This window comes from Flavobacterium aquatile LMG 4008 = ATCC 11947 (assembly GCF_000757385.1).
In the GTDB taxonomy this organism is placed as follows: domain Bacteria; phylum Bacteroidota; class Bacteroidia; order Flavobacteriales; family Flavobacteriaceae; genus Flavobacterium; species Flavobacterium aquatile.
This window is the reverse complement of the sequence record NZ_JRHH01000006.1, coordinates 187,437-205,309: the sequence shown is the minus strand read 5'-3', so window position 1 is coordinate 205,309 and position 17,873 is coordinate 187,437. Positions and strand designations below refer to the sequence as shown.

25 protein-coding genes are annotated in these 17,873 nt (G+C 32.6%); 4 read left to right on the top strand and 21 right to left on the bottom strand.

The window, feature by feature from the left end; genetic code table 11:
* Nucleotide 1: 1 nt before the first annotated feature.
* The 16 genes from LG45_RS15530 to LG45_RS15450 all read right to left on the bottom strand — a co-directional run bounded on the left by LG45_RS15530 (nucleotide 2) and on the right by LG45_RS15450 (nucleotide 9,866).
* Nucleotides 2-283, bottom strand: a complete 282-nt coding sequence (locus LG45_RS15530; RefSeq protein WP_035128937.1) for a hypothetical protein — start codon at nucleotides 281-283, stop codon at nucleotides 2-4.
* A gap of 2 nt (nucleotides 284-285) precedes the next feature.
* Entirely contained in the window at nucleotides 286-660 is a 375-nt protein-coding gene (locus tag LG45_RS15525; RefSeq protein ID WP_035128923.1) for a hypothetical protein, read from the bottom strand.
* Nucleotides 661-709: 49 nt separating this feature from the next.
* Nucleotides 710-1,267 (bottom strand): hypothetical protein, encoded by a 558-nt coding sequence (locus LG45_RS15520; RefSeq protein WP_035128920.1) that lies wholly within the window; start codon nucleotides 1,265-1,267, stop codon nucleotides 710-712.
* Between the two features lie 35 nt (nucleotides 1,268-1,302).
* On the bottom strand, nucleotides 1,303-1,917 hold the full coding sequence (locus tag LG45_RS15515; protein WP_035128917.1) for a hypothetical protein: 615 nt from the start codon (nucleotides 1,915-1,917) through the stop codon (nucleotides 1,303-1,305).
* Nucleotides 1,918-1,925: 8 nt separating this feature from the next.
* Nucleotides 1,926-2,552 (bottom strand): hypothetical protein, encoded by a 627-nt coding sequence (locus LG45_RS15510; RefSeq protein ID WP_131494672.1) that lies wholly within the window; start codon nucleotides 2,550-2,552, stop codon nucleotides 1,926-1,928.
* A gap of 77 nt (nucleotides 2,553-2,629) precedes the next feature.
* Nucleotides 2,630-3,325 (bottom strand): transglutaminase-like domain-containing protein, encoded by a 696-nt coding sequence (locus LG45_RS15505; RefSeq protein ID WP_035128910.1) that lies wholly within the window; start codon nucleotides 3,323-3,325, stop codon nucleotides 2,630-2,632.
* A 158-nt stretch (nucleotides 3,326-3,483) separates the two neighbouring features.
* On the bottom strand, nucleotides 3,484-3,711 hold the full coding sequence (locus tag LG45_RS15500; RefSeq protein WP_035128907.1) for a hypothetical protein: 228 nt from the start codon (nucleotides 3,709-3,711) through the stop codon (nucleotides 3,484-3,486).
* Nucleotides 3,712-3,944: 233 nt separating this feature from the next.
* A complete protein-coding gene (locus LG45_RS15490) occupies nucleotides 3,945-4,286 on the bottom strand; it encodes a hypothetical protein (RefSeq protein WP_035128901.1) in 342 nt (113 codons plus the stop codon).
* A 13-nt stretch (nucleotides 4,287-4,299) separates the two neighbouring features.
* Nucleotides 4,300-4,911 (bottom strand): ATP-binding protein, encoded by a 612-nt coding sequence (locus tag LG45_RS15485; RefSeq protein WP_035128899.1) that lies wholly within the window; start codon nucleotides 4,909-4,911, stop codon nucleotides 4,300-4,302.
* A gap of 11 nt (nucleotides 4,912-4,922) precedes the next feature.
* Nucleotides 4,923-5,720 carry a hypothetical protein gene (locus LG45_RS15480; protein WP_035128896.1) on the bottom strand — a complete coding sequence of 266 codons (798 nt, stop codon included), beginning with the start codon at nucleotides 5,718-5,720 and terminating at the stop codon, nucleotides 4,923-4,925.
* An 11-nt stretch (nucleotides 5,721-5,731) separates the two neighbouring features.
* On the bottom strand, nucleotides 5,732-5,998 hold the full coding sequence (locus LG45_RS15475; RefSeq protein ID WP_035128894.1) for a helix-turn-helix domain-containing protein: 267 nt from the start codon (nucleotides 5,996-5,998) through the stop codon (nucleotides 5,732-5,734).
* Nucleotides 5,999-6,085: 87 nt separating this feature from the next.
* The gene (locus tag LG45_RS15470) at nucleotides 6,086-6,934 is read right to left on the bottom strand and encodes an RteC domain-containing protein (RefSeq protein ID WP_035128890.1); all 849 of its coding nucleotides are present in this window, start codon (nucleotides 6,932-6,934) and stop codon (nucleotides 6,086-6,088) included.
* A 340-nt stretch (nucleotides 6,935-7,274) separates the two neighbouring features.
* On the bottom strand, nucleotides 7,275-8,102 hold the full coding sequence (locus LG45_RS15465; RefSeq protein ID WP_035128886.1) for an oxidoreductase: 828 nt from the start codon (nucleotides 8,100-8,102) through the stop codon (nucleotides 7,275-7,277).
* 19 nt (nucleotides 8,103-8,121) lie between these two features.
* Nucleotides 8,122-8,895 carry an NAD(P)H-dependent oxidoreductase gene (locus LG45_RS15460; protein ID WP_035128884.1) on the bottom strand — a complete coding sequence of 258 codons (774 nt, stop codon included), beginning with the start codon at nucleotides 8,893-8,895 and terminating at the stop codon, nucleotides 8,122-8,124.
* A 9-nt stretch (nucleotides 8,896-8,904) separates the two neighbouring features.
* Nucleotides 8,905-9,216: an EthD family reductase gene (locus tag LG45_RS15455; protein WP_035129181.1), complete on the bottom strand. Its 312-nt coding sequence runs from the start codon at nucleotides 9,214-9,216 to the stop codon at nucleotides 8,905-8,907.
* 113 nt (nucleotides 9,217-9,329) lie between these two features.
* Complete coding sequence (locus LG45_RS15450; protein WP_035128881.1) at nucleotides 9,330-9,866, bottom strand: YbhB/YbcL family Raf kinase inhibitor-like protein; 537 nt, start codon at nucleotides 9,864-9,866, stop codon at nucleotides 9,330-9,332.
* 84 nt (nucleotides 9,867-9,950) lie between these two features.
* Between LG45_RS15450 and LG45_RS15445 the strand changes: the two genes are divergently transcribed.
* Nucleotides 9,951-10,319, top strand: a complete 369-nt coding sequence (locus tag LG45_RS15445; RefSeq protein ID WP_035128877.1) for a winged helix-turn-helix transcriptional regulator — start codon at nucleotides 9,951-9,953, stop codon at nucleotides 10,317-10,319.
* Between the two features lie 307 nt (nucleotides 10,320-10,626).
* On the opposite strand, the gene LG45_RS15440 is transcribed toward LG45_RS15445, so the two are convergent.
* On the bottom strand, nucleotides 10,627-11,874 hold the full coding sequence (locus LG45_RS15440; RefSeq protein WP_035128874.1) for a site-specific integrase: 1,248 nt from the start codon (nucleotides 11,872-11,874) through the stop codon (nucleotides 10,627-10,629).
* 1,026 nt (nucleotides 11,875-12,900) lie between these two features.
* Between LG45_RS15440 and LG45_RS15430 the strand changes: the two genes are divergently transcribed.
* From LG45_RS15430 to LG45_RS15420, 3 genes are read left to right on the top strand one after another with little or no spacing between them, the layout of a single operon-like run.
* Complete coding sequence (locus LG45_RS15430) at nucleotides 12,901-13,659, top strand: hypothetical protein (protein ID WP_035128868.1); 759 nt, start codon at nucleotides 12,901-12,903, stop codon at nucleotides 13,657-13,659.
* The gene (locus LG45_RS15425) at nucleotides 13,659-14,054 is read left to right on the top strand and encodes a DUF5675 family protein (protein ID WP_035128865.1); all 396 of its coding nucleotides are present in this window, start codon (nucleotides 13,659-13,661) and stop codon (nucleotides 14,052-14,054) included. Before LG45_RS15430 ends, LG45_RS15425 begins: the two co-directional genes overlap by 1 nt.
* 11 nt (nucleotides 14,055-14,065) lie before the next feature.
* Nucleotides 14,066-14,290 carry a hypothetical protein gene (locus tag LG45_RS15420; protein WP_035128862.1) on the top strand — a complete coding sequence of 75 codons (225 nt, stop codon included), beginning with the start codon at nucleotides 14,066-14,068 and terminating at the stop codon, nucleotides 14,288-14,290.
* Nucleotides 14,291-14,528: 238 nt separating this feature from the next.
* Here LG45_RS15420 and LG45_RS15415 read toward each other — a convergent pair whose 3' ends face one another.
* The 4 genes from LG45_RS15415 to LG45_RS15400 form a co-directional block, all read right to left on the bottom strand.
* Nucleotides 14,529-14,708 carry a hypothetical protein gene (locus LG45_RS15415; RefSeq protein WP_035128859.1) on the bottom strand — a complete coding sequence of 60 codons (180 nt, stop codon included), beginning with the start codon at nucleotides 14,706-14,708 and terminating at the stop codon, nucleotides 14,529-14,531.
* Between the two features lie 21 nt (nucleotides 14,709-14,729).
* Entirely contained in the window at nucleotides 14,730-15,152 is a 423-nt protein-coding gene (locus LG45_RS15410) for a DUF6943 family protein (RefSeq protein ID WP_035128857.1), read from the bottom strand.
* A 1,378-nt stretch (nucleotides 15,153-16,530) separates the two neighbouring features.
* Nucleotides 16,531-16,896 carry a DUF6265 family protein gene (locus LG45_RS15405; RefSeq protein WP_255318236.1) on the bottom strand — a complete coding sequence of 122 codons (366 nt, stop codon included), beginning with the start codon at nucleotides 16,894-16,896 and terminating at the stop codon, nucleotides 16,531-16,533.
* Between the two features lie 152 nt (nucleotides 16,897-17,048).
* Nucleotides 17,049-17,864 carry a helix-turn-helix transcriptional regulator gene (locus LG45_RS15400; protein WP_035128854.1) on the bottom strand — a complete coding sequence of 272 codons (816 nt, stop codon included), beginning with the start codon at nucleotides 17,862-17,864 and terminating at the stop codon, nucleotides 17,049-17,051.
* Nucleotides 17,865-17,873 lie beyond the last annotated feature (9 nt).

Sequence of the window (17,873 nt, the reverse complement as noted above, 5' to 3'; positions counted from 1 at the left end):
TTTAAATTAGCTTTTTGTAGATAAGTAAAACTTTGTTTTGTGCTGTTGTTCCTTTTCGTTTGATGCCTCTATCTTGATTTAAAAAAATGACTGTCAACTGAACTTTTGAGTACGTGCCATCGGGAACAATTAAAATCTGCTTCTGAGTTGGATATATACTAACTCCGTTAATTATTGCAATGGTAGTACCTGTGTTTACAACTGACAAGCAAGTGATGTTCTCTAAAACAGGTATTTGCTCTTCTTTGAATTCTCTTGTTATAAAGGCAGTTTCTACAAACATTGCTAGACTTTATTAATGGTATTGTTATACAAAAACACGACATGAAATTTTAAAGGAATATCTCCTGCAAGCGGTTCTTCAAGGGCAAACAAAAGCGAATAATCCTTGTTGCCTGTATCAAAATTTAGTGGTTTGAAACTCCTTTCATATTCTCCACCTGTGGTTTGTCTCCAGTTGTCAATGTGAACCATTGGAATAATTGCAATACTGTTGTCGTCTTTCATTTCAACTGATGGCATTGCCCCAGTATTCTTTTCAACTCCATTGGTATAGACTGCAACAGCTGTTGTAAATCCAATTGGCAATTTGAAGTTTTCAGATGTGTTATTCTCTCCAGGTTTTATTGTTGCTTTTACAACATAATGTATCTGTCTCATGGCATTTGTGTTTTTTGAGCCAAAGCCTTTCGGTTATGGCTTTCCAGTACTATTTTTTAGCTTCGGTTACTCTAAATTCCAATCTCATAAAAAGTGGCTTTCCAGTTGGAACTGTAACCCCTTTTGGAAATTCCAATTCCAATTTGAATTCTTCCTTGGCTCTTAAAAGCGGAGTAGTCGCAATTGGTCTGTGGTCTTCGTTCTTGAAATTTTGGGTATCGGTCATAGGCAAATCAATGAGCATATCATTGGTTTGGATGAGCCTTAAATCTGCATTTTGCAACTGTGCAGGAATTCGTTCCGAGTTTTGCCAATTGGCATTTTCTACGGATGTTCCATCAGATGTAAACAAGGTTCGGATGGAATCAATTACAACATCACGACCAGAGTTTAAAAGGTTACCATCAAAGTTGGTTACTCCAACTAATTTTTTGGTATTGGAATCAACCAATTGGTTAATGCCACTCATTCCATCAACTTTTACATTTAAGTAAAATGTCTTATCTACTAATTTGGTAGCCTGTGGTCTTACTGCTTGTGCGTGTTGGCGTTGTCTTGCCCCCAAGACCTTGATTGCTCTTTGCAATTGTGGGTTTCTATTTTCCATTTTTCTTATGAATTAATTTTTACTTCTTTTTTTGTTTACAAAATATAGTTGCCGTTCTCGTCGATGTAAGCACCCAATCCGTCTTCATCTTCATAAGCACTCAAACCATCTTCAACATAGTTACCACTTGCATCAATGTAACCGCCCAATCCATCTTCGTGGTAATTTCCTGCTTCATCATAGTAGCCGTTTAGTCCTTCTTCATCGTCATAACCGCTCAAACCATCTTCAACATAGTTGCCGTTTACATCAATGTAACCACCCAATCCATCTTCGTGGTAATTGCCGTAGGCATCTATATATCCATTAAGACCATTTACTGCTCCAGATAGACCTGCTGCCTTTTGCATAAATCTTCCCATTGTGGTTTCGGGATTGAGTTTTGATGCAATTTTTTCAGATGAAAAAACATTCTTTACCAATTCTAATCCGTGAGCAATGGAGACACCAATTGCTGAACCTCTCAAAAGCGAACTCTTTGTATCACTTCCCTTTACTTTTACTGCTAAAAATCCAGCACCAAAAGCAACTGCACCATTTACAACACCTTTAACCATATTGGAAGATGTCTCTGTCACCGTGCCAGTGAGACCTCTTGAGAGCGCACCTACAGCAACGGCAGAACTAATTGTTATTAACTCTTGTTTCATTTCTATTTTTATTGATTACTTTTTGAACTTGTAGCCAGTAGAATAGCTCCTACAGCACCAACTCCAATAACAATTGGGATTGTATAATTGGGCTTATCTGTAGTGGCACTCTCATTTTTCGCCATTTCTTTTTGAGTAGCAACCTCGTCTTTTAAATTCTCTACTGGAATATCTTTGACCTGCGAAATGGTTTGCAATTGCGCATCATTTGGAACGGATTGACTGAATTCTGCATCTGTTGAAAGTGTTTCAGCAGGCACTCCTTTGATTTGTGAGATAGTGTCTAATTGTTGTGGTGTAGGTGTTGCATTTTGCATTACTTCGCCTTGTCCCGAATCATCGTAAACCTGCTGTGAACCACCGCCAGAAATGACGTTTTTTATGGTAGGCTTAACCACGTTGTTGATGGCAAACTTTCCAACTTTGGTTTTACTGATTTTGGTGGCAAATTTTACAGCCTTACTGCCTTTAATTTTTGTAAAAAGCTTACCCGCCTTGCTATCCAGTATCTTACTTGCAATTCCTCCTCCCGGAATAAAACTCATTGCTGTAGTGGCTAAGGGAATGGCTACTTTACCTACTTTAATAGCATTTTTGATAGAAACGTTTTTTAAGCGAACGTTCTTTTTAAGCATCTTGCCAATTTTAAGCCCTTTGTTCAGTCCAGCATTCAGCCCTGTTTGTTCTTCTAATATTATCATATTCTTATTGTTTAAAAAGGAAATCTTTCTCTTGTCTGATTACTGCTTTTTTTAATGGTAGTGCTTCTTTTGGTTTTTCTAGGCGTACCTTTCAAACCTTTTTTTGGTGCAGGGCAGTTAAGCCCGATATGTGGCAATTTTAAACTCATAAAAACATCTTTTTTATCGGTATAATTTGGTTCTTTGTTACTCTGTACAGTACCATCAATTACACAATATCCATCCTCTAATTTTCCGCTCACTTGATTATTAGGCACTACAACGTAAACATGGGTGTACTGTTTTGGATTAAAATTCGGCTGTTTGATTTGCCTTATATAATGCTTGATTCCCAAATTCAGAAGCACGCAACTGGCAAAAATGGAGTAGCTTTTGCAATCAATCCCATCTCTTCGATTAAACCAACTATTGGCTGGACTTCTTATGTTTTGAGTAACTCCATCAGCCTGATATTGGATGTCATAAAACAAGAAATAATGAACTTTATCGCAGGTTTCTTTTATTGTGTTGCCTTTTAAAATCAATGATAGTTTGGCAACCTGCTTGTAAAAAGTCTTTGCCCATTTACTCATTATTGAAACCGAATAAAAAGTATCGCCACTCTGTAGTTTTACCTTTTGATTTTTTGGCTTCTCGATTAAATGATTAAACTCGTCACCGTTTTTTATCCTGCGCTTTAGAATTAAGTTTATTTCATCCTTTGTCATCTGCTCTGTAACTTTCTGATACAAATGTTTGAAATAAAAAAACCTCGCCTTTAAGTAAAGCGAGGTATGACAAGGTATTGCAATGGTTTTTTAGGTATAATAAGGTATTGAAAGGTACGCTAAGGTATTACTGCAATGGTTTTGGAATAGTATTGCAATTAGCTACTGTCGTCAAGATAATAACCTTTTGGCAACCCGTAGGTTTCTACAAATTCCATAAATTCTAAATGCGGTATTATCTTGGTGTCCTTGGATATGCTTTTCTCTTTTAGAATTTCATTGATTTGCTTTCTGATTTTTGCCTCACTAAATTGGTTGCAATACATTTCTATCAATTCTGATTTTGTAACCGAATGGGGAAGTGGTTTTTTAACTTTACAGCTCATTGTTCCAGTTTTGATATTGTTTTTTTAAATCATTTATTTTGAATAGCATTTTGAAAACATACGATTCCAAGAATTTCAATATCCTGTTTTTACCTTTTATGATAAAATCCAAAAATTGCAATGGAGCAGTAATAATAATTGCAAGGCATATTGCTAAAGCAAAAAAATTGTACTGAATTATTTTTAGGCGGTCTATAAACTTCATTTTTTTGTGATTTTTGGTTAGTGTTTTTTTAAATATTTATAAGTTTCTCATGCAATAAATCGGAGGTAGTCTGCATCACAAATTTTTGTCCGTCTGTTCGTTCTTCTCTTTTCCATTGACAACAAAAAAGCAGTATGACAGCCTGTGATGGAGATAATGAGATATTTGCAAACTGTTTTTGGTTTTCAATCTTGTTTCTAAAAATGTAAAACATACTTTGCAGTACATCAATTATAATGATGTCATTGCAATACTTTTCATAATCATTGCAATGAGAAATATTATCAACTTTATTCCTGATAAATTTTAGTAGTTCGGATTGTATGATTTCAATGTCTGCTATCTTGATTTTCTTTAATGCTATTTTCATTTTGATATTTTAATTAGCGTTTGTCTCCAGTATTTTTATCGAATGCAATGAGATTGAGCATTCCTCTTAGTCTTGACCGAACTCTATTGCCATAAGCAACCTCTATTTCGGAGGCTGATAGATTACTTGTGATGTGGGTTTGGATTTTCTTTGCCACAAATAGATCATATCTTGAAAGGATTATTTCTGCCATAACATTGCACTCGTTTCCGAAGTATTTTAAGTTTTGTTCTACACCCAAATCATCGAAGCAATAGTTTTTATATTCCGTTTGAGAATAGCTACCACGGCTGTATCGGTGGATGATTTCATAGCCTTCCTTTATGAACTCAAAACTTATATCTCGACAGGTCTTTAAATAAAATTTGTTGTTTGGCTTGGTCACATATTTCATTAATGTCATTAGTGTTGTCTTGCCACAACCTACTGGACCCGATAATAAAATTCCTTTGGTCAAGTCGATACCAAATTTTTCAGTTGTTATCCCATCATTGAGAAAGTAGGCTACAAGTTTTGTAATGTTCGTAATGTCTTGCTCTACGAAATGAAACTTTTCTCCAAAATCTTTTTTGCCTCTCTGTTCCAACCATGCTAGAATCTCTGGGTAGTTGTATTGTGAATTCATAGTTGGTTATTTTACAATGGTTCTGCATAGTCTTTGTCTTCTACGGTGTGCAAATTATTAGCTCTTGGTTGTTCTTTGATTAGATTGCTTTGTGGTAAATTAATTGTGAATTTGGCAGTATTGAGCATCCAGTTGCGAGCAGCAGCATTCCAATCAATCATTTTCGTTTTACCGCCAATTAACCAACCGTTACTGGTGTAATAGTTATAAAACCGCTCTGCTTCAAATTCTGTATACTCCTGAATCTTGAAATAATTCTTCACCATTTCTAAACTTGGACTTTCTTTTTTTTTGGCGGAACTTTTTTTTTCTTTTTCCGAAGTATCTAAAAATTCATCTTCATTTAAAATTTGAAAATTGGTGTCTATAGATATGTTTTTATTGTTTTTTAAGGTTTGTATATTATTATATATATTGGGTTCATTAACATGTTCAGTAACCTTACTATTGACTTGTTCATTTATTGGCTTTGTTGCATCAATTGTTGAACTGGTGTTTCCTTTTTTAAATGAATAGCTATCCGCAAGATTGTGTACTATGACTTCTGAACCCGAATAGGGGTTGTAAGACGGTAAATAATCTATGAAACCAAGCAATTGCAATTCTTTAATGCACTTATGGTAAGTTGCTTTAGAAGCAATTCTACTGGCTTTCATCATTTCATCACGGGAAATTGCAATTGGATTTTTGAACCGATTGACATTCCAACTTTGAAACAATGCCAAATACAAACTGATGTGGGTTGGATAAATGGTTTCTTCATTGGCAATACGAATAAAAAAGCCTGTCAAGTGTTTGATGTAATTCATAGAACGACAGATTATTTTGACTTATTACCGTTCAATACTTTATCAATATCTGAATGATTATAATACATAATTCCACCAATCTTGGTATAGGTTAATGTTCCATTGACACGTAGATTTTGCAAAGTTCCAGAGGAAATATTTAACAGCTTGCGGACTTCGTTGGATTTGAGCCACTGTTTTACCTGTTGCGGTTTGGATTGGATGATTTCTTTTAAATCATTCAATAGAAGACTTCTGAATTCGTTTAAATCTTCTCGGGTAATAACTTCAATTGCCATAACGTATATTTTAGATTGTTATGGCACAAATTTGTAATATTTGAATTGTTTTGTTTCACAACGGGGTTTGTGTTGTGAATGATTATTTTAAATTATATCATCTGCATTGTCCATGCGCTTGATTAGAGATTCATTTAATGCAGTAATAAATTTTGTTCGGTCAGTTTTACGAGTTCTGATTTCTAGGAAAGTACGGCGGTATTGACCTAAATCTATTTCAAAAATATGCTCGAAATATTCAGCTATATCTTTCAAATCAGCACTGCCATTATTGAAAACTCCTTGCGAGTGAAGGGCATATAGTAATTCCGTTAGCGCTACTTTAGAACCTGTCCACATTAGTTTAATGTTCGGTTTGCGTTGTGATTTTTCTGAAATATCTTTATTTTCAGTCATAATTAACTTATTTTCTATGTATAATTGAAGTAGGTCATTGGCTAAAATTTGTGCTACTTTAAAGTCATGGGAAGTGCTAAATGTTGTATCTGTTTCAAAATAATAATTGTCTAAGGCAAGTTTAATATCAAACTTGCCTCTTTGAAAATATTTATAATCCAAATAAGTGCTTCCAGATCTATAATACTGATAAAATTCAAGTTCATTATCAAAGAAAGATTTTAGTTTTAAAAGTTCATTATGAAAGTATTTCTTTAATATTCGATTTCCTCCATTTGGTCTTTTCATTTCTATTTTATAAACCATATTATAGTAAATGAGTTTAGACGTGAACTGAGGCTTTATTTCTTTGAAAAAAAGTATTTCTTCTTGATCTGTTTTAAAAGAATTTTTAATTACAACTTTCTTAATTATATTTATTGATTTTAATATAATGTCAATTGCATTTTCACATTTCACTATTGGATTTTCTATTTCAATTTCTAAAAAACTTAATTGTTCATTTAATTTAGCTAATTGAAAATTTATATTGATGTTCAAATTTATATGGTTAATAGAGATTAGAAAATAATATGATCTAATTACAATTTAGTAGCTTGATTAAAAATAATTCTATTTAATTTGTATGTATCTTTATGGAAGTTCTTATTACAACTAAGAAAGTCCGAAATCCATTTTTTCATTTTATTCATAAATTTTTATTTATATTAATCTAAATTTCTATGAGTTTACATAAGAAAAGACTATTTAAAAAAAAATAGGGTATGTTGGAAAACAACCCTATTCTTTTCACATTTTCAAAATATATTACAAAGCGTTATACTGTAAACATTGCAGAATCTTTCTAAACAAATTTATTTCACTATATAAAATTTCGCTTTTAGTAAGTACAACTTTCTGCAAGTAACTTAAATTCTTTAATTTCATTAGCAACACTTTCAATTTTTGAATTCAAAGTTGCGATAGCAGTTTTACCCAAGGGAAGACGTAAAGGTGGAAATTCAGATTTGGTAATTTGAATTATAGCCTCTGCTGCCTTATTTGGGTCTCCTTCCTGAATTCCATCAATAGCTTTGATTTTTTCTCTAAATAATCCTGAAGTAGTGTTGTAATCTTCAATTATTTTTGATGCATGTTTAAAAGAGTTACCAGCAAAATTAGTGCGAAATGGTCCAGGTTCAACAATAGTTACCTTTATGCCTAAAGGAGAAACTTCTTGAGCTAAAGCTTCGCTAAAACCTTCAAGGGCAAATTTACTGGCATTATAAATACCAAAACCTGCAAATGCCTTAAATCCACCATGGGAACTAATTTGAATTATATGCCCGCTTCTTTGCTTACGAAATATTGGTAGAACATTTTGAGTCACGTGCAATGAACCAAAAAAATTAGCTTCAAAGACATCTCTTGCTTCTTGTTCATTAGTTTCTTCAATTGACCCAGCAAAACCAAAACCTGCATTATTTACCAAAACATCTAAATTATCAAATTGACTCTTGATTTTTTCAATAACTTCTTTAACGTTACTAAAATTTGTTACGTCTAATGTAAATGCTTTTGCCTTATCCTTATATTCATTATTAAATGCATCTGTTTGATATTGGTTTCTAAAAGTCCCAATCACAAAATCACCTTTATCAATCACCGACTGGGCAAGAGCTTTACCCAATCCGCTAGATATTCCTGTAATAAACCAAGTTTTTTTCATTGTTAAATATTTATTATAATTACGAAGCAATATGAGCATTAATCCCTGTCTTTTCAGGATCAATATCATCTCTTAATACATGTCTATCAGGATAATCCCCACCATTTTGAGATCTGAAAGGAATTGGTGTATCAGTAAATAAATTATGAAGCCTTGAAGACCAAATTAGTTTGGCTTTTTCTACCTCTTCAGGAGTTATAAAGGCAGCGCTATGGATTACATGAGTTGGTAATACTTCCATTCCCGGATAAAACAATGCACCATGAGTAAGAGGAAATAATAATTGTTCGATAGGGCCATTAATACCTCTTGGACTGAAATCACTTTCCGGGCCACCTGTATATACAGAAACAATTGCCCTCTTACCACTTAAAATACCTTCACCAAATCTAAATTCATTGGTGCCATTTTTATATCCATACGCAAATCCAAAAGCATATACTCTTTCAATCCATCCTTTTAAAATTGCTGGCATACTATACCACCATAATGGGAATTGTAAAATAACAGCATCAGCACTTAGTAATTTCTCTTGTTCTTTTACAACATCAGAGGTTTGATTTTGAGTAGCATATGCATTACCTGATTCATGTATCAACGAAAGTCTTTCACTATTAGCTCTAACTGGAAAATCTTCTTCATCATATACAGCTTTCCACTTCATCGCATAAAGGTCAGAAGTTATTACTTCATGTCCCATTTTTTCAAGAACTTCAATACTCGTATTTACCATTGTTCTGGTAAGAGATGTTTGCTCAGGATGAGCAAACACAATTAATATCTTTTTTTTCATTTTTTTAAATTATTTTATAATTTCACTTATTTGCATTACAGGTTCTATGTCTGTGAAGTTCGGAGAATCTTCAAAAATTTTATTGAAATGTGGCACCATGGCGCTTTGGAAAGAGTCCATGTTCTCAAAGTATAAATGGGTTACATTTATATACACAGGCATAGAATTTGGTTCATTACCAAATAAACCTCTATCAACTGAAATCTTTTTTAAACTTTCGCCACAAATTTGCTGAACAAATGGCAGGTGTTTTTTTAGGTAATAATCAATATCAAATTTTTTACCTTCAACGTTTTTGTAGTATGCTATTACTTTTATCATTTTTGAGTTTTTAAATTTAGATTTTTGGTACTTCTGGCCATATAAACTTATTTGAGTTTGAATAAAATGTATTTTCAAAAAAGCATTAAATCCAAATTCCAAATTTAATTGCCTTAATTTTTTCCATATATTATTAATGACGACTTTGAGATTGTATTCTTATTAAGAATGAAACCTGTTAAAGCAGCACTTGCATTATCATCCACTTGTATACTATTATTTAGTGCATATACAGTAACAATGTATCTATGTACTTGTCCAACAGGTGGACAAGCCCCAAAAAAGCCTCTGACTCCAATATCGTTTAGTCCGTTTGTAGCTCCTTTAGGTAATTTATTTTCTGTAAAACTACCTGAATCAGAAACAAGGGATGTAACTGATGGCGGAATATTGTAAACCACCCAATGCCAAAGTCCACTACCTGTAGGCGCATCTAAATCATACATTGTTACAGCAAATGATTTTGTTTCTTTTGGGGCATTTTCCCAATTTAGTTCAGGTGAAACATTTTCACCTGTACAACCAAAACCATTTGCAAATTGAGCATTGACAAACTGACCTCCAAGGTCCTTACTTTTCAAAGTAAATGTTTGTGCCATTGCAAATCCAGTAATTACTAGTGTTGCAATTGTAAAAATTTTTGTTTTCATCTTATACTATAATTATTTTAGTTGCAAAACTAATTTTAGTTTTCTAAGTTTGCAATAACTATCAAAAAGGATAGTTTTAAAAAGATGAAGAAAGAATGTGTAGGTAACTATGTAAAACTAAATGGAAAAAGCTATCCTTGTTCCGTTAGTCTTACAATGGACTTAGTCGGTGGAAAATGGAAAGCTGTAATACTTTACCATTTAAAAAATGAGCAAAAAAGATATAGTGAATTACGAAAAGAAATCCCGAGTGCTACAGAGATGACACTAAGTTTGCAATTAAAGCAATTAGAAAAAGATGGGTTAATTTCAAGAAAAGTTTATGGAGAAAAACCGCCGATTAAAGTAATTTATTCATTAACTGATTTTGGTAAAAGCTTTGTTCCAATTTTGGAAGCAATTACAAAATGGGGTAATCAAGTTATCCTTGAAAAAGGTGAATTTATTATATAAAAAATTAAATAAAAAAGTTTCTAAAACTATTTTGAATTGATAACGAGTCGACCTTTTTTAGGACAACACATTCAGATGTCGTTTATTATTTTTTTGTTGCTATAATTTCATTTAATTAACTATAATTTATATTTAATTTTTGGATAACGATAATTTAAAAAATATGTTAACTGCTGAAAAGAGTCAGTCAATTCTAATAGAAATAACTCAATAGATAATACTATTTATTTTTGAAAAAAAACTATTGTGAATATTCATTGATTTTTTTGTAATATGTTTGTTTTTAGAAATATATTAAGTAGATAATTTAACTTGATTTTACTTGTTCTGTTTTGGTGTTTAATAAAGTAAACTTGTTTTTTAAAACCATCATATCCTCACCAACTTTTTTATCCAAAACTTTAGCATAATGTTGTGTCGTTCTCAAACTTTTATGTCCTAACATTTTGCTTACACTTTCAATCGGAACTCCATTAGTAAGAGTTACAGTAGTTGCAAAAGTATGTCGGGCAATATGAAAAGTAAGTTCTTTATCAATCTTGCAAATTCCAGCAATTTCCTTTAAATATGCATTCATCTTTTGATTGGATAGAATAGGAAGCAATTTATCATCGCCAATACATTGAGGATGATTTTCGTACTTATCGATTATCATTTGCGTAACTGGTAAGATTGGAATTTTTGAAGCACTCTCTGTTTTTTGGCGATGTGTAAAAATCCACTTCTCGCCATCAATTCCAATACTTATATGGGATTTTGTTAAGTTTTTTACATCAATGTATGCTAGACCCGTAAAACAGCTAAAGAGGAATATATCACGCACTAGAGACAATCTTTCTGTTTTAAAATCTTTTTCAATGATACTTTGAATTTCTTCCTCAGATAAATAAGTACGTTCTACTTCTCTAACTTTAGATTTATAATTTGCAAATGGGTTTTTATCAAGCCAATCATTAGCCAAACATATCTTGATTATTTTATTAAAATTCTTGATGTATTTAACGGCAGTATTATTAGCGCAATTTCTAACACTTCTTAAATAGAATTCATAATCGCTAATAAAGGCGTGGTTTATTTTTGTAATATCTATATCAGATACTTTGTATTTCCATTCTAGGAATTCAATAGTATGTTTCAATGAAGTAGTATAACGTTCTAAAGTTCCCGAAGCATATTCTTTACCTACTAACTCTTTAATTTTATTGTTGTGGTCTTGAAAGATAGGGACGAGCATACGTTGTTTTTCCTCCAACCCAAAAAGTTTACTTTTAAAGTTCTCAATATTTACCTCTTGGTTTTTATGGATTAGTTCCATTTGAATATCCAATACTTTAGATTTCATCAAATCAAGATAACTATTGATTGAACGAGCTTCTTCTGTAGTGCCTTTCATTTTGGCTAAATCTGCCGACCATCTGTTAGAATCAACAAATTTCTTTGTACTAAATTCTAATCGATTCCCATTTACGGTAAGTCTTATATAAATTGGAAATTGTCCAATAGTATTTGCTTTTGTGGATTTTGCATAAAAATGCAATGTAACTTTTGCTTTCATTTTTTTGACTGATTAATTATTCTTCAAGTTAAATTCCTAATTCAAATCAAACAAGATGTTTACTGAGTGAACAAGTTATTGAACACGTAAATAAACCCAATGTTTGAAAGGGTTGAGAGAATTTAGCGAGACCCTAATTTTTAATATTTTTTTAGGGTCTCGATTTTATCTCGCATGAGATAAGATTCGATGAATAATTTGGTATGTCGGTAAAAGCAAAAAACCCCGAAAATCATAGGATTTTCGAGGTTTTGATACCATTTAGGATTTTTTTCAGCGGAGAAAGAGGGATTTGTCTGCTATAAAAGCCACCAATAAAACCAATACTTCGCAAAGTATTTTATTTAAGTGACACCTCGACTGACACCTCTTTATTAGGATACAATTATCTTTAATTCAAAGTAGTCAAATATAAGCATAATAATCTGAATACTAAAGCATCAAGACTAAAAAATGAACTAGTTATTTAATAACAAATTTACCCGAAATGGTTTAAAATGAAGTTGGGATTTTATCCGCATTTTAACCAAAAATTAAATGAGCTACTTGTTCATATTTTAATCCTGCATATGAACAAAACTCTTCGATAGTTAGAAACTCATTTTCGAGCTTGTTGAGGTCAGTTTTCACTTTTTGCATTAATCTGGTACTTTGGCGATAACTCTTTCCTGTTATGCGCTGTATGTCTTTCGGATAGATGCACACCCTCTGTTTTTCAAATTTCATACATTATCTATGCCTTTGACTAGGCTTTGACTACCTTAAACGTACTATCAAATAATATTTAAGATTATACAAAAGTAGGATTTTTTAAAAAATTATTTGCTTCTGCAATTTAATACTGTTTTATGTGCTTTCTGATAGGCATTTATGTCGATTTAAGCCATTTGTGTCGCTTTGCGACATATGGAACTGCTCACTCTTTTTTTTTCTGTTTTATTGGCTAAAATTTGTTTCGAAATCAATCGGAAGATGTTGCAACGGAAAGATGATTTAGAGTAAAGTTTAATCTAAATTTTAGAAATTATGGCAAGACAGAAAGGCATAATTAAATTAAAAGGTACTATCGGAGATATTACTTTTTATAAAACCCAAGACGGACACTTGGCAAGAGAAAAAGGCGGAATTGACGCTAGTAGAATTGCAAGTGATCCAGCGTTTCAGAGAACGCGAGAAAATGGTTCGGAGTTTGGTCGAGCAGGAAAAGCTGGTAAAATTTTGAGAACGGCTTTACGTCCGCTTTTAATCAATTCTGCCGATGGTAGAATGGTTAGTCGCTTAACTCAAGCGATGGTAAAAGTTATTCAAGCCGATTTAGTAAGTGAGAGAGGTTTGAGAAACGTTATTGATGGCGAAGCTGAATTGTTGTTTGGTTTTGAATTCAATATTCGTGGAAAGCTTGGAACGAGCTTGTATGCTCCATTTGTTGGAGCAATTGATCGAGTGGCTGGAGAAATTACTGTGGATTTGGCATCATTTATTCCATCGAATATGATTGCTGCACCAAGTGGAACTACTCACTTTAAAATTATTTCTGGCGGTGCTGAAATTGACTTTGAAGCTGAAACGTATGTTGTTGCTACGTCAGAAACTGCAATTCTACCATGGGACGCAACTCCAACTGCTGTAATCAGTCAAGTTAATGCGGTAACTCCAGCGAGTACAAAACCTTTGTTTTTGGCTTTGGGAGTAGAGTTTTATCAGCAAATCAATGGTACAATGTACCCATTGAAAAATGGTGCTTTTAACCCATTATCGATTGCAAAAGTTGATAGTGGTGTGTAATGGTTATTTCAATAACTAGAATTTATTTCCCCGAAGGAACGAACGGAAAACTCGAATGCGATGGCAAATTAATATGTAATACAATTGAATTGCCTTGGAAGATAAACGAAACGAAAGTTTCCTGCATTCCGGAAGGGAAATATTTTATTAGAAAACGATACAGTCAAAAATTTCAATGGCATTTAGAGGTTTTGGATGTACAAAATAGAAGTTTGATTTTGTTTCATCCTGCAAATAATGCTTTGAAAGAATTAAATGGTTGTATTGCTCCTGTAACAAAAATTTCAGGACCAGGTTTAGGTCTGATGTCACGAAAAGCTTTTGACAAATTAAAAAGTTTGGTTTACAAAGCTTTGGACAGAAAAGAAAGTATAGAATTGATTGTTAAATCTTAAATTCATAGATTATGAATGTAATAAAAAGAGCGAAAGCTCCAACTCCAAAATTTTTCAAAGTGCTTCGAAATGTTGGTTTGGCATTAGCTGCTGTTGGCGGAACTATTTTAGCTGCACCAATTGCTTTACCAGTTGTGGTTACCACAATTGGAGGTTATTTGGCTGTGGCTGGCGGTGTTGTTTCAGCAGTTAGCCAATTAACTACAACACAAGAAAAGAGTAATGCAAGTAAATAATAATACACTGATGGGTACCGCTGGCGGTACATTTTTGAGTATTGTACCAAATTTACACTCTGCTGATGTCTTAAAGACTGTAATATTAGCATCTGTTGGTGCAATTGTCAGTTTTTCAATATCTTTGGCACTCAAATTTTTCATAAAGAAGCACAAAAAATAGTCTAATTCTAGTTGTGGTGACCTTTGGATTAGACAATAATGAAGCCCAAACCGTAAGGATTGGGCTTTTTTAGTTTTAGATTTCTTCAAATAGATTTAGTGTTACTTCTAAAACCACAACTTCGGAATTATGATTGTATAATTCTTGCCATTTTGCGCTGTCAATGGCTTTGGCTCTTGTGTCGAAAATGCCAAAACATACTCTTGATGCTTTGGACTTCCAATTGTCGGTTTGGTACAAAATAAATAGTTTCATATTAGCTGATTAGATTAATTATTATTTTCTGCAATACCTGTATAAAATGCTTCTGCGTAAGTCGTTTATGAGGTTTATGTTTTCGTGAAATTGCTTTTCTTTTTGCTCTAAAAGTTTGAGTGTCGCAACATTTTTCTGATGCTCTTCGTGTTCTTGCATCATTAAGCTAGCTTTTGGATTAAATTCGTTTTTGAAGTCTGGAAGGCGTAAAAATGGAATTACTGAACCGCAAAGGAACTGATGCCAAAACTTGGTTTGCCATAAGCTGTAAGCGACAAAATAAATACTTTCGCAATCTGTTTCGTTTTGAAAAATAACCACAAAGCTGTTAGTAAATGGCAATTTTTGTGGCTTTCCGCTGTTCATTCCTTTGTTAAGTATGAATAAATGAGGTTTGGCGTATAATGTGTCTTTTCGGTGTGTTTTGATGATGAAATTGGGCATACTTTCGGTTTTTTAAGATGATGTGCCTCGTTACCACAAGCCACACATAAAATTTTTAAAAGAAAAAAAAAGAAAAAAAAGAAAGTCGTCCATCAAGTGGAGGTTTCAAGAAAAAAAAGTTTTTTAGAAAAAATACTACCCGATACATCATCGGAAATGAAGAAGTGAAATCGGAAGAGAATGTTGTTGCGAAACGTTATGGGTGGAGATTTTTTCTAAAACCCACAGGGCTTGAACTTTTTTTTCTTGAAACCGGAACTTACCTTTACTTTCTTTTATTTATTATTTTTTTATTTTCTTCTAATCCGAGAAGTTTCTACTGAAGACTGATTTAAAAATGTTGATGAAGTAGATGATGTTCTCCAGAAAGGGTATGAAATTTTAATGGCTGCATAAAATTCAAAACAATAGCAACGTTTTTATGTGGCCATTAAAATTTCATACTCTTTCTTACCGTTTGATTTTTTGAGGATGCCTAAAGGTTATTTGGAAAATTGTTTAAATTGATGTTGTTATGAAAATGGGAAGCATCTTCAAAAAAACAATGCAAATACTTACCTAGTGCGTTGGCAGCAGTTCAAAGCAAGTGTGTCTTTTTTTATTTGCTTACCGAGATGTTTCTGATTGATTTTACTATCGGCTTGATGCCAAATCTACCTATTGAAAGACTAATTTGAATAATAAAGTGAGTAATCCTATGAAACCGCTAGGTATCAAGACGATGGAAAAGCAATTTATATAGTGTTTCTGGCAAATAAAAAAAGATACTCTTGCTGGGATTTTTGGTTTTGTGGGTAGAAAAATGGCTTTTACCATAGGCAAATCCACTATACTTTAAAAGCAATTTTTCTACTTACAAAAGCAATGCAAACAGTACCTATTTATGGATAAAGTTGCTAAAAACAGTTACCGAAAACGTTCTTAAAAGCAAGTACAACCGTAAAGTTTCCGATGGAATGATAACGTTGTTAAAGACAGTGGCGAAGGACGGTGTTTTTTTGTAGCTGGGTGATGCGATGGGAGCTGCAAAAAATGTTGTCCTGGAGCCACTGGCAAGCGCGTTGGCAGGTGCGGCTGTTTTACATAAATGATATTATAACTTCATTGCAAAAACCAAAAAACAATAAACTCGCTTTGTGATGAATTATAATACTCAATTATGTAACACAGCTTGGGAGAAAAAATTACTGGCGCAAGTTGCGAAGCATACGTGTTTTTTCTAAAAACTGTGCCAGTAATTTTTTTGGAGCGTTGGCAAAGGAGTGTAAATTGGAATGCCAAGATTCCTCTTATAAACTAATAAATATTTAGTTTTTTACCACACAAAAAATCCTCAACTGTTTGCAATTGAGGATTGACTATAAATTAATTTATAGTTTTATTTTTGTTTCATCATTTTATAAGAAAACCCTTTATCGTTTTCGCCTAAAACTTCTACAAAAAGTGTGGTTTCATCAAGCTTGGTGTATTGAATTTTTTTAGGAAAATCGTGTGTTAAGTTTTCAAATGAGATTTTATTTTTAACTTCTTTGTTCAAAACAAATTCAATTGGTTTTCCATCGTTTTGATTTACAACTTGAGCGGTATAAATAACTTTACCTTCAATTTTTTTAATCGATAAAAATTCGGACACTATTTTTTTATCGGCTTTCATTTTATATGAACTACCTTCTAATTCATTTTCGTTTTTTATTTTCCAAGTTTCGTAATTTTCTTTGTTTTCCATTTTCCAAGTGCCCTCCAGTAACCTAAATTCGTTGAGGTTACATTTTTGTGTAAAAGAAAATAAGGTAAGTAATGTGATAAAGCCAATTATTGTTTTCTTTTGAATAAATTTAAAAATATTTTACAAAATTGATTTTTTTATTTCGTGTAAAATTGTAAAAATGCGACACTCTATACTTTCTCCGAAAACAAATGCGACAATTTTAAATTTTCCGAATAAAAATCTTTAGGACTTACACCAGTAAATTCTTTAAACTCTTTTATAAAATGAGCTTGATCATAAAAGTTGTTTTCATAAGCTACATCTGTTAAATTGGAATATTTGTTTTCTAGTAACGATTTCAAAACCGATTGTATGCGTATCATTTTAGAAAGTTGCTTTGGACTAACACCAATCACTGATGCGAATTTTCGCTCTAATTGTCGTTTGTTGGTGCTTAAATTTTCTGACAATTCTTCTACAGTTAATTGACCTTTTAATTCTAAAATCAATGCAACACTCGATTTTGTTATTCTATCAATAACTTTCGAATCTGAAATTAAATCGGTAAAAAAAGCTTCAACAATTTTAACTCGTTCTTCATTTGAAGCTGCTTTTAGAACTTCTTTTTCTAATTTACTTGCTTCTTCTCCAAATAATTCAATTAACGGAACCGCTTTGTTTTCCATTTTATGAATAGGGAAATCGGTAAACGGAACAAAGCCATTGGGTAAAAAACGGATGGCGAATATTCCTGTTTTTCCAGTGGGTTCAATGTCTAAAGGCTGGGTGATTTGTCCAAAAACAAAACATTTCGGTTGAATAATAAAACTTCCATCTACTAAGTATTGTTTGTAAAAATCGCCATAGTGAAAAATCATTTCCATGCAACCATCTGGAACAATGCGTTGCTTTTCTGGATTAGTCTCCTTTTCAGCTTCTAATGTCCAATAACATTTTATGAAGTCTGATAGATTTTTATTGGGTTCAATTGTATTGTAATTCATTTAGGGTTC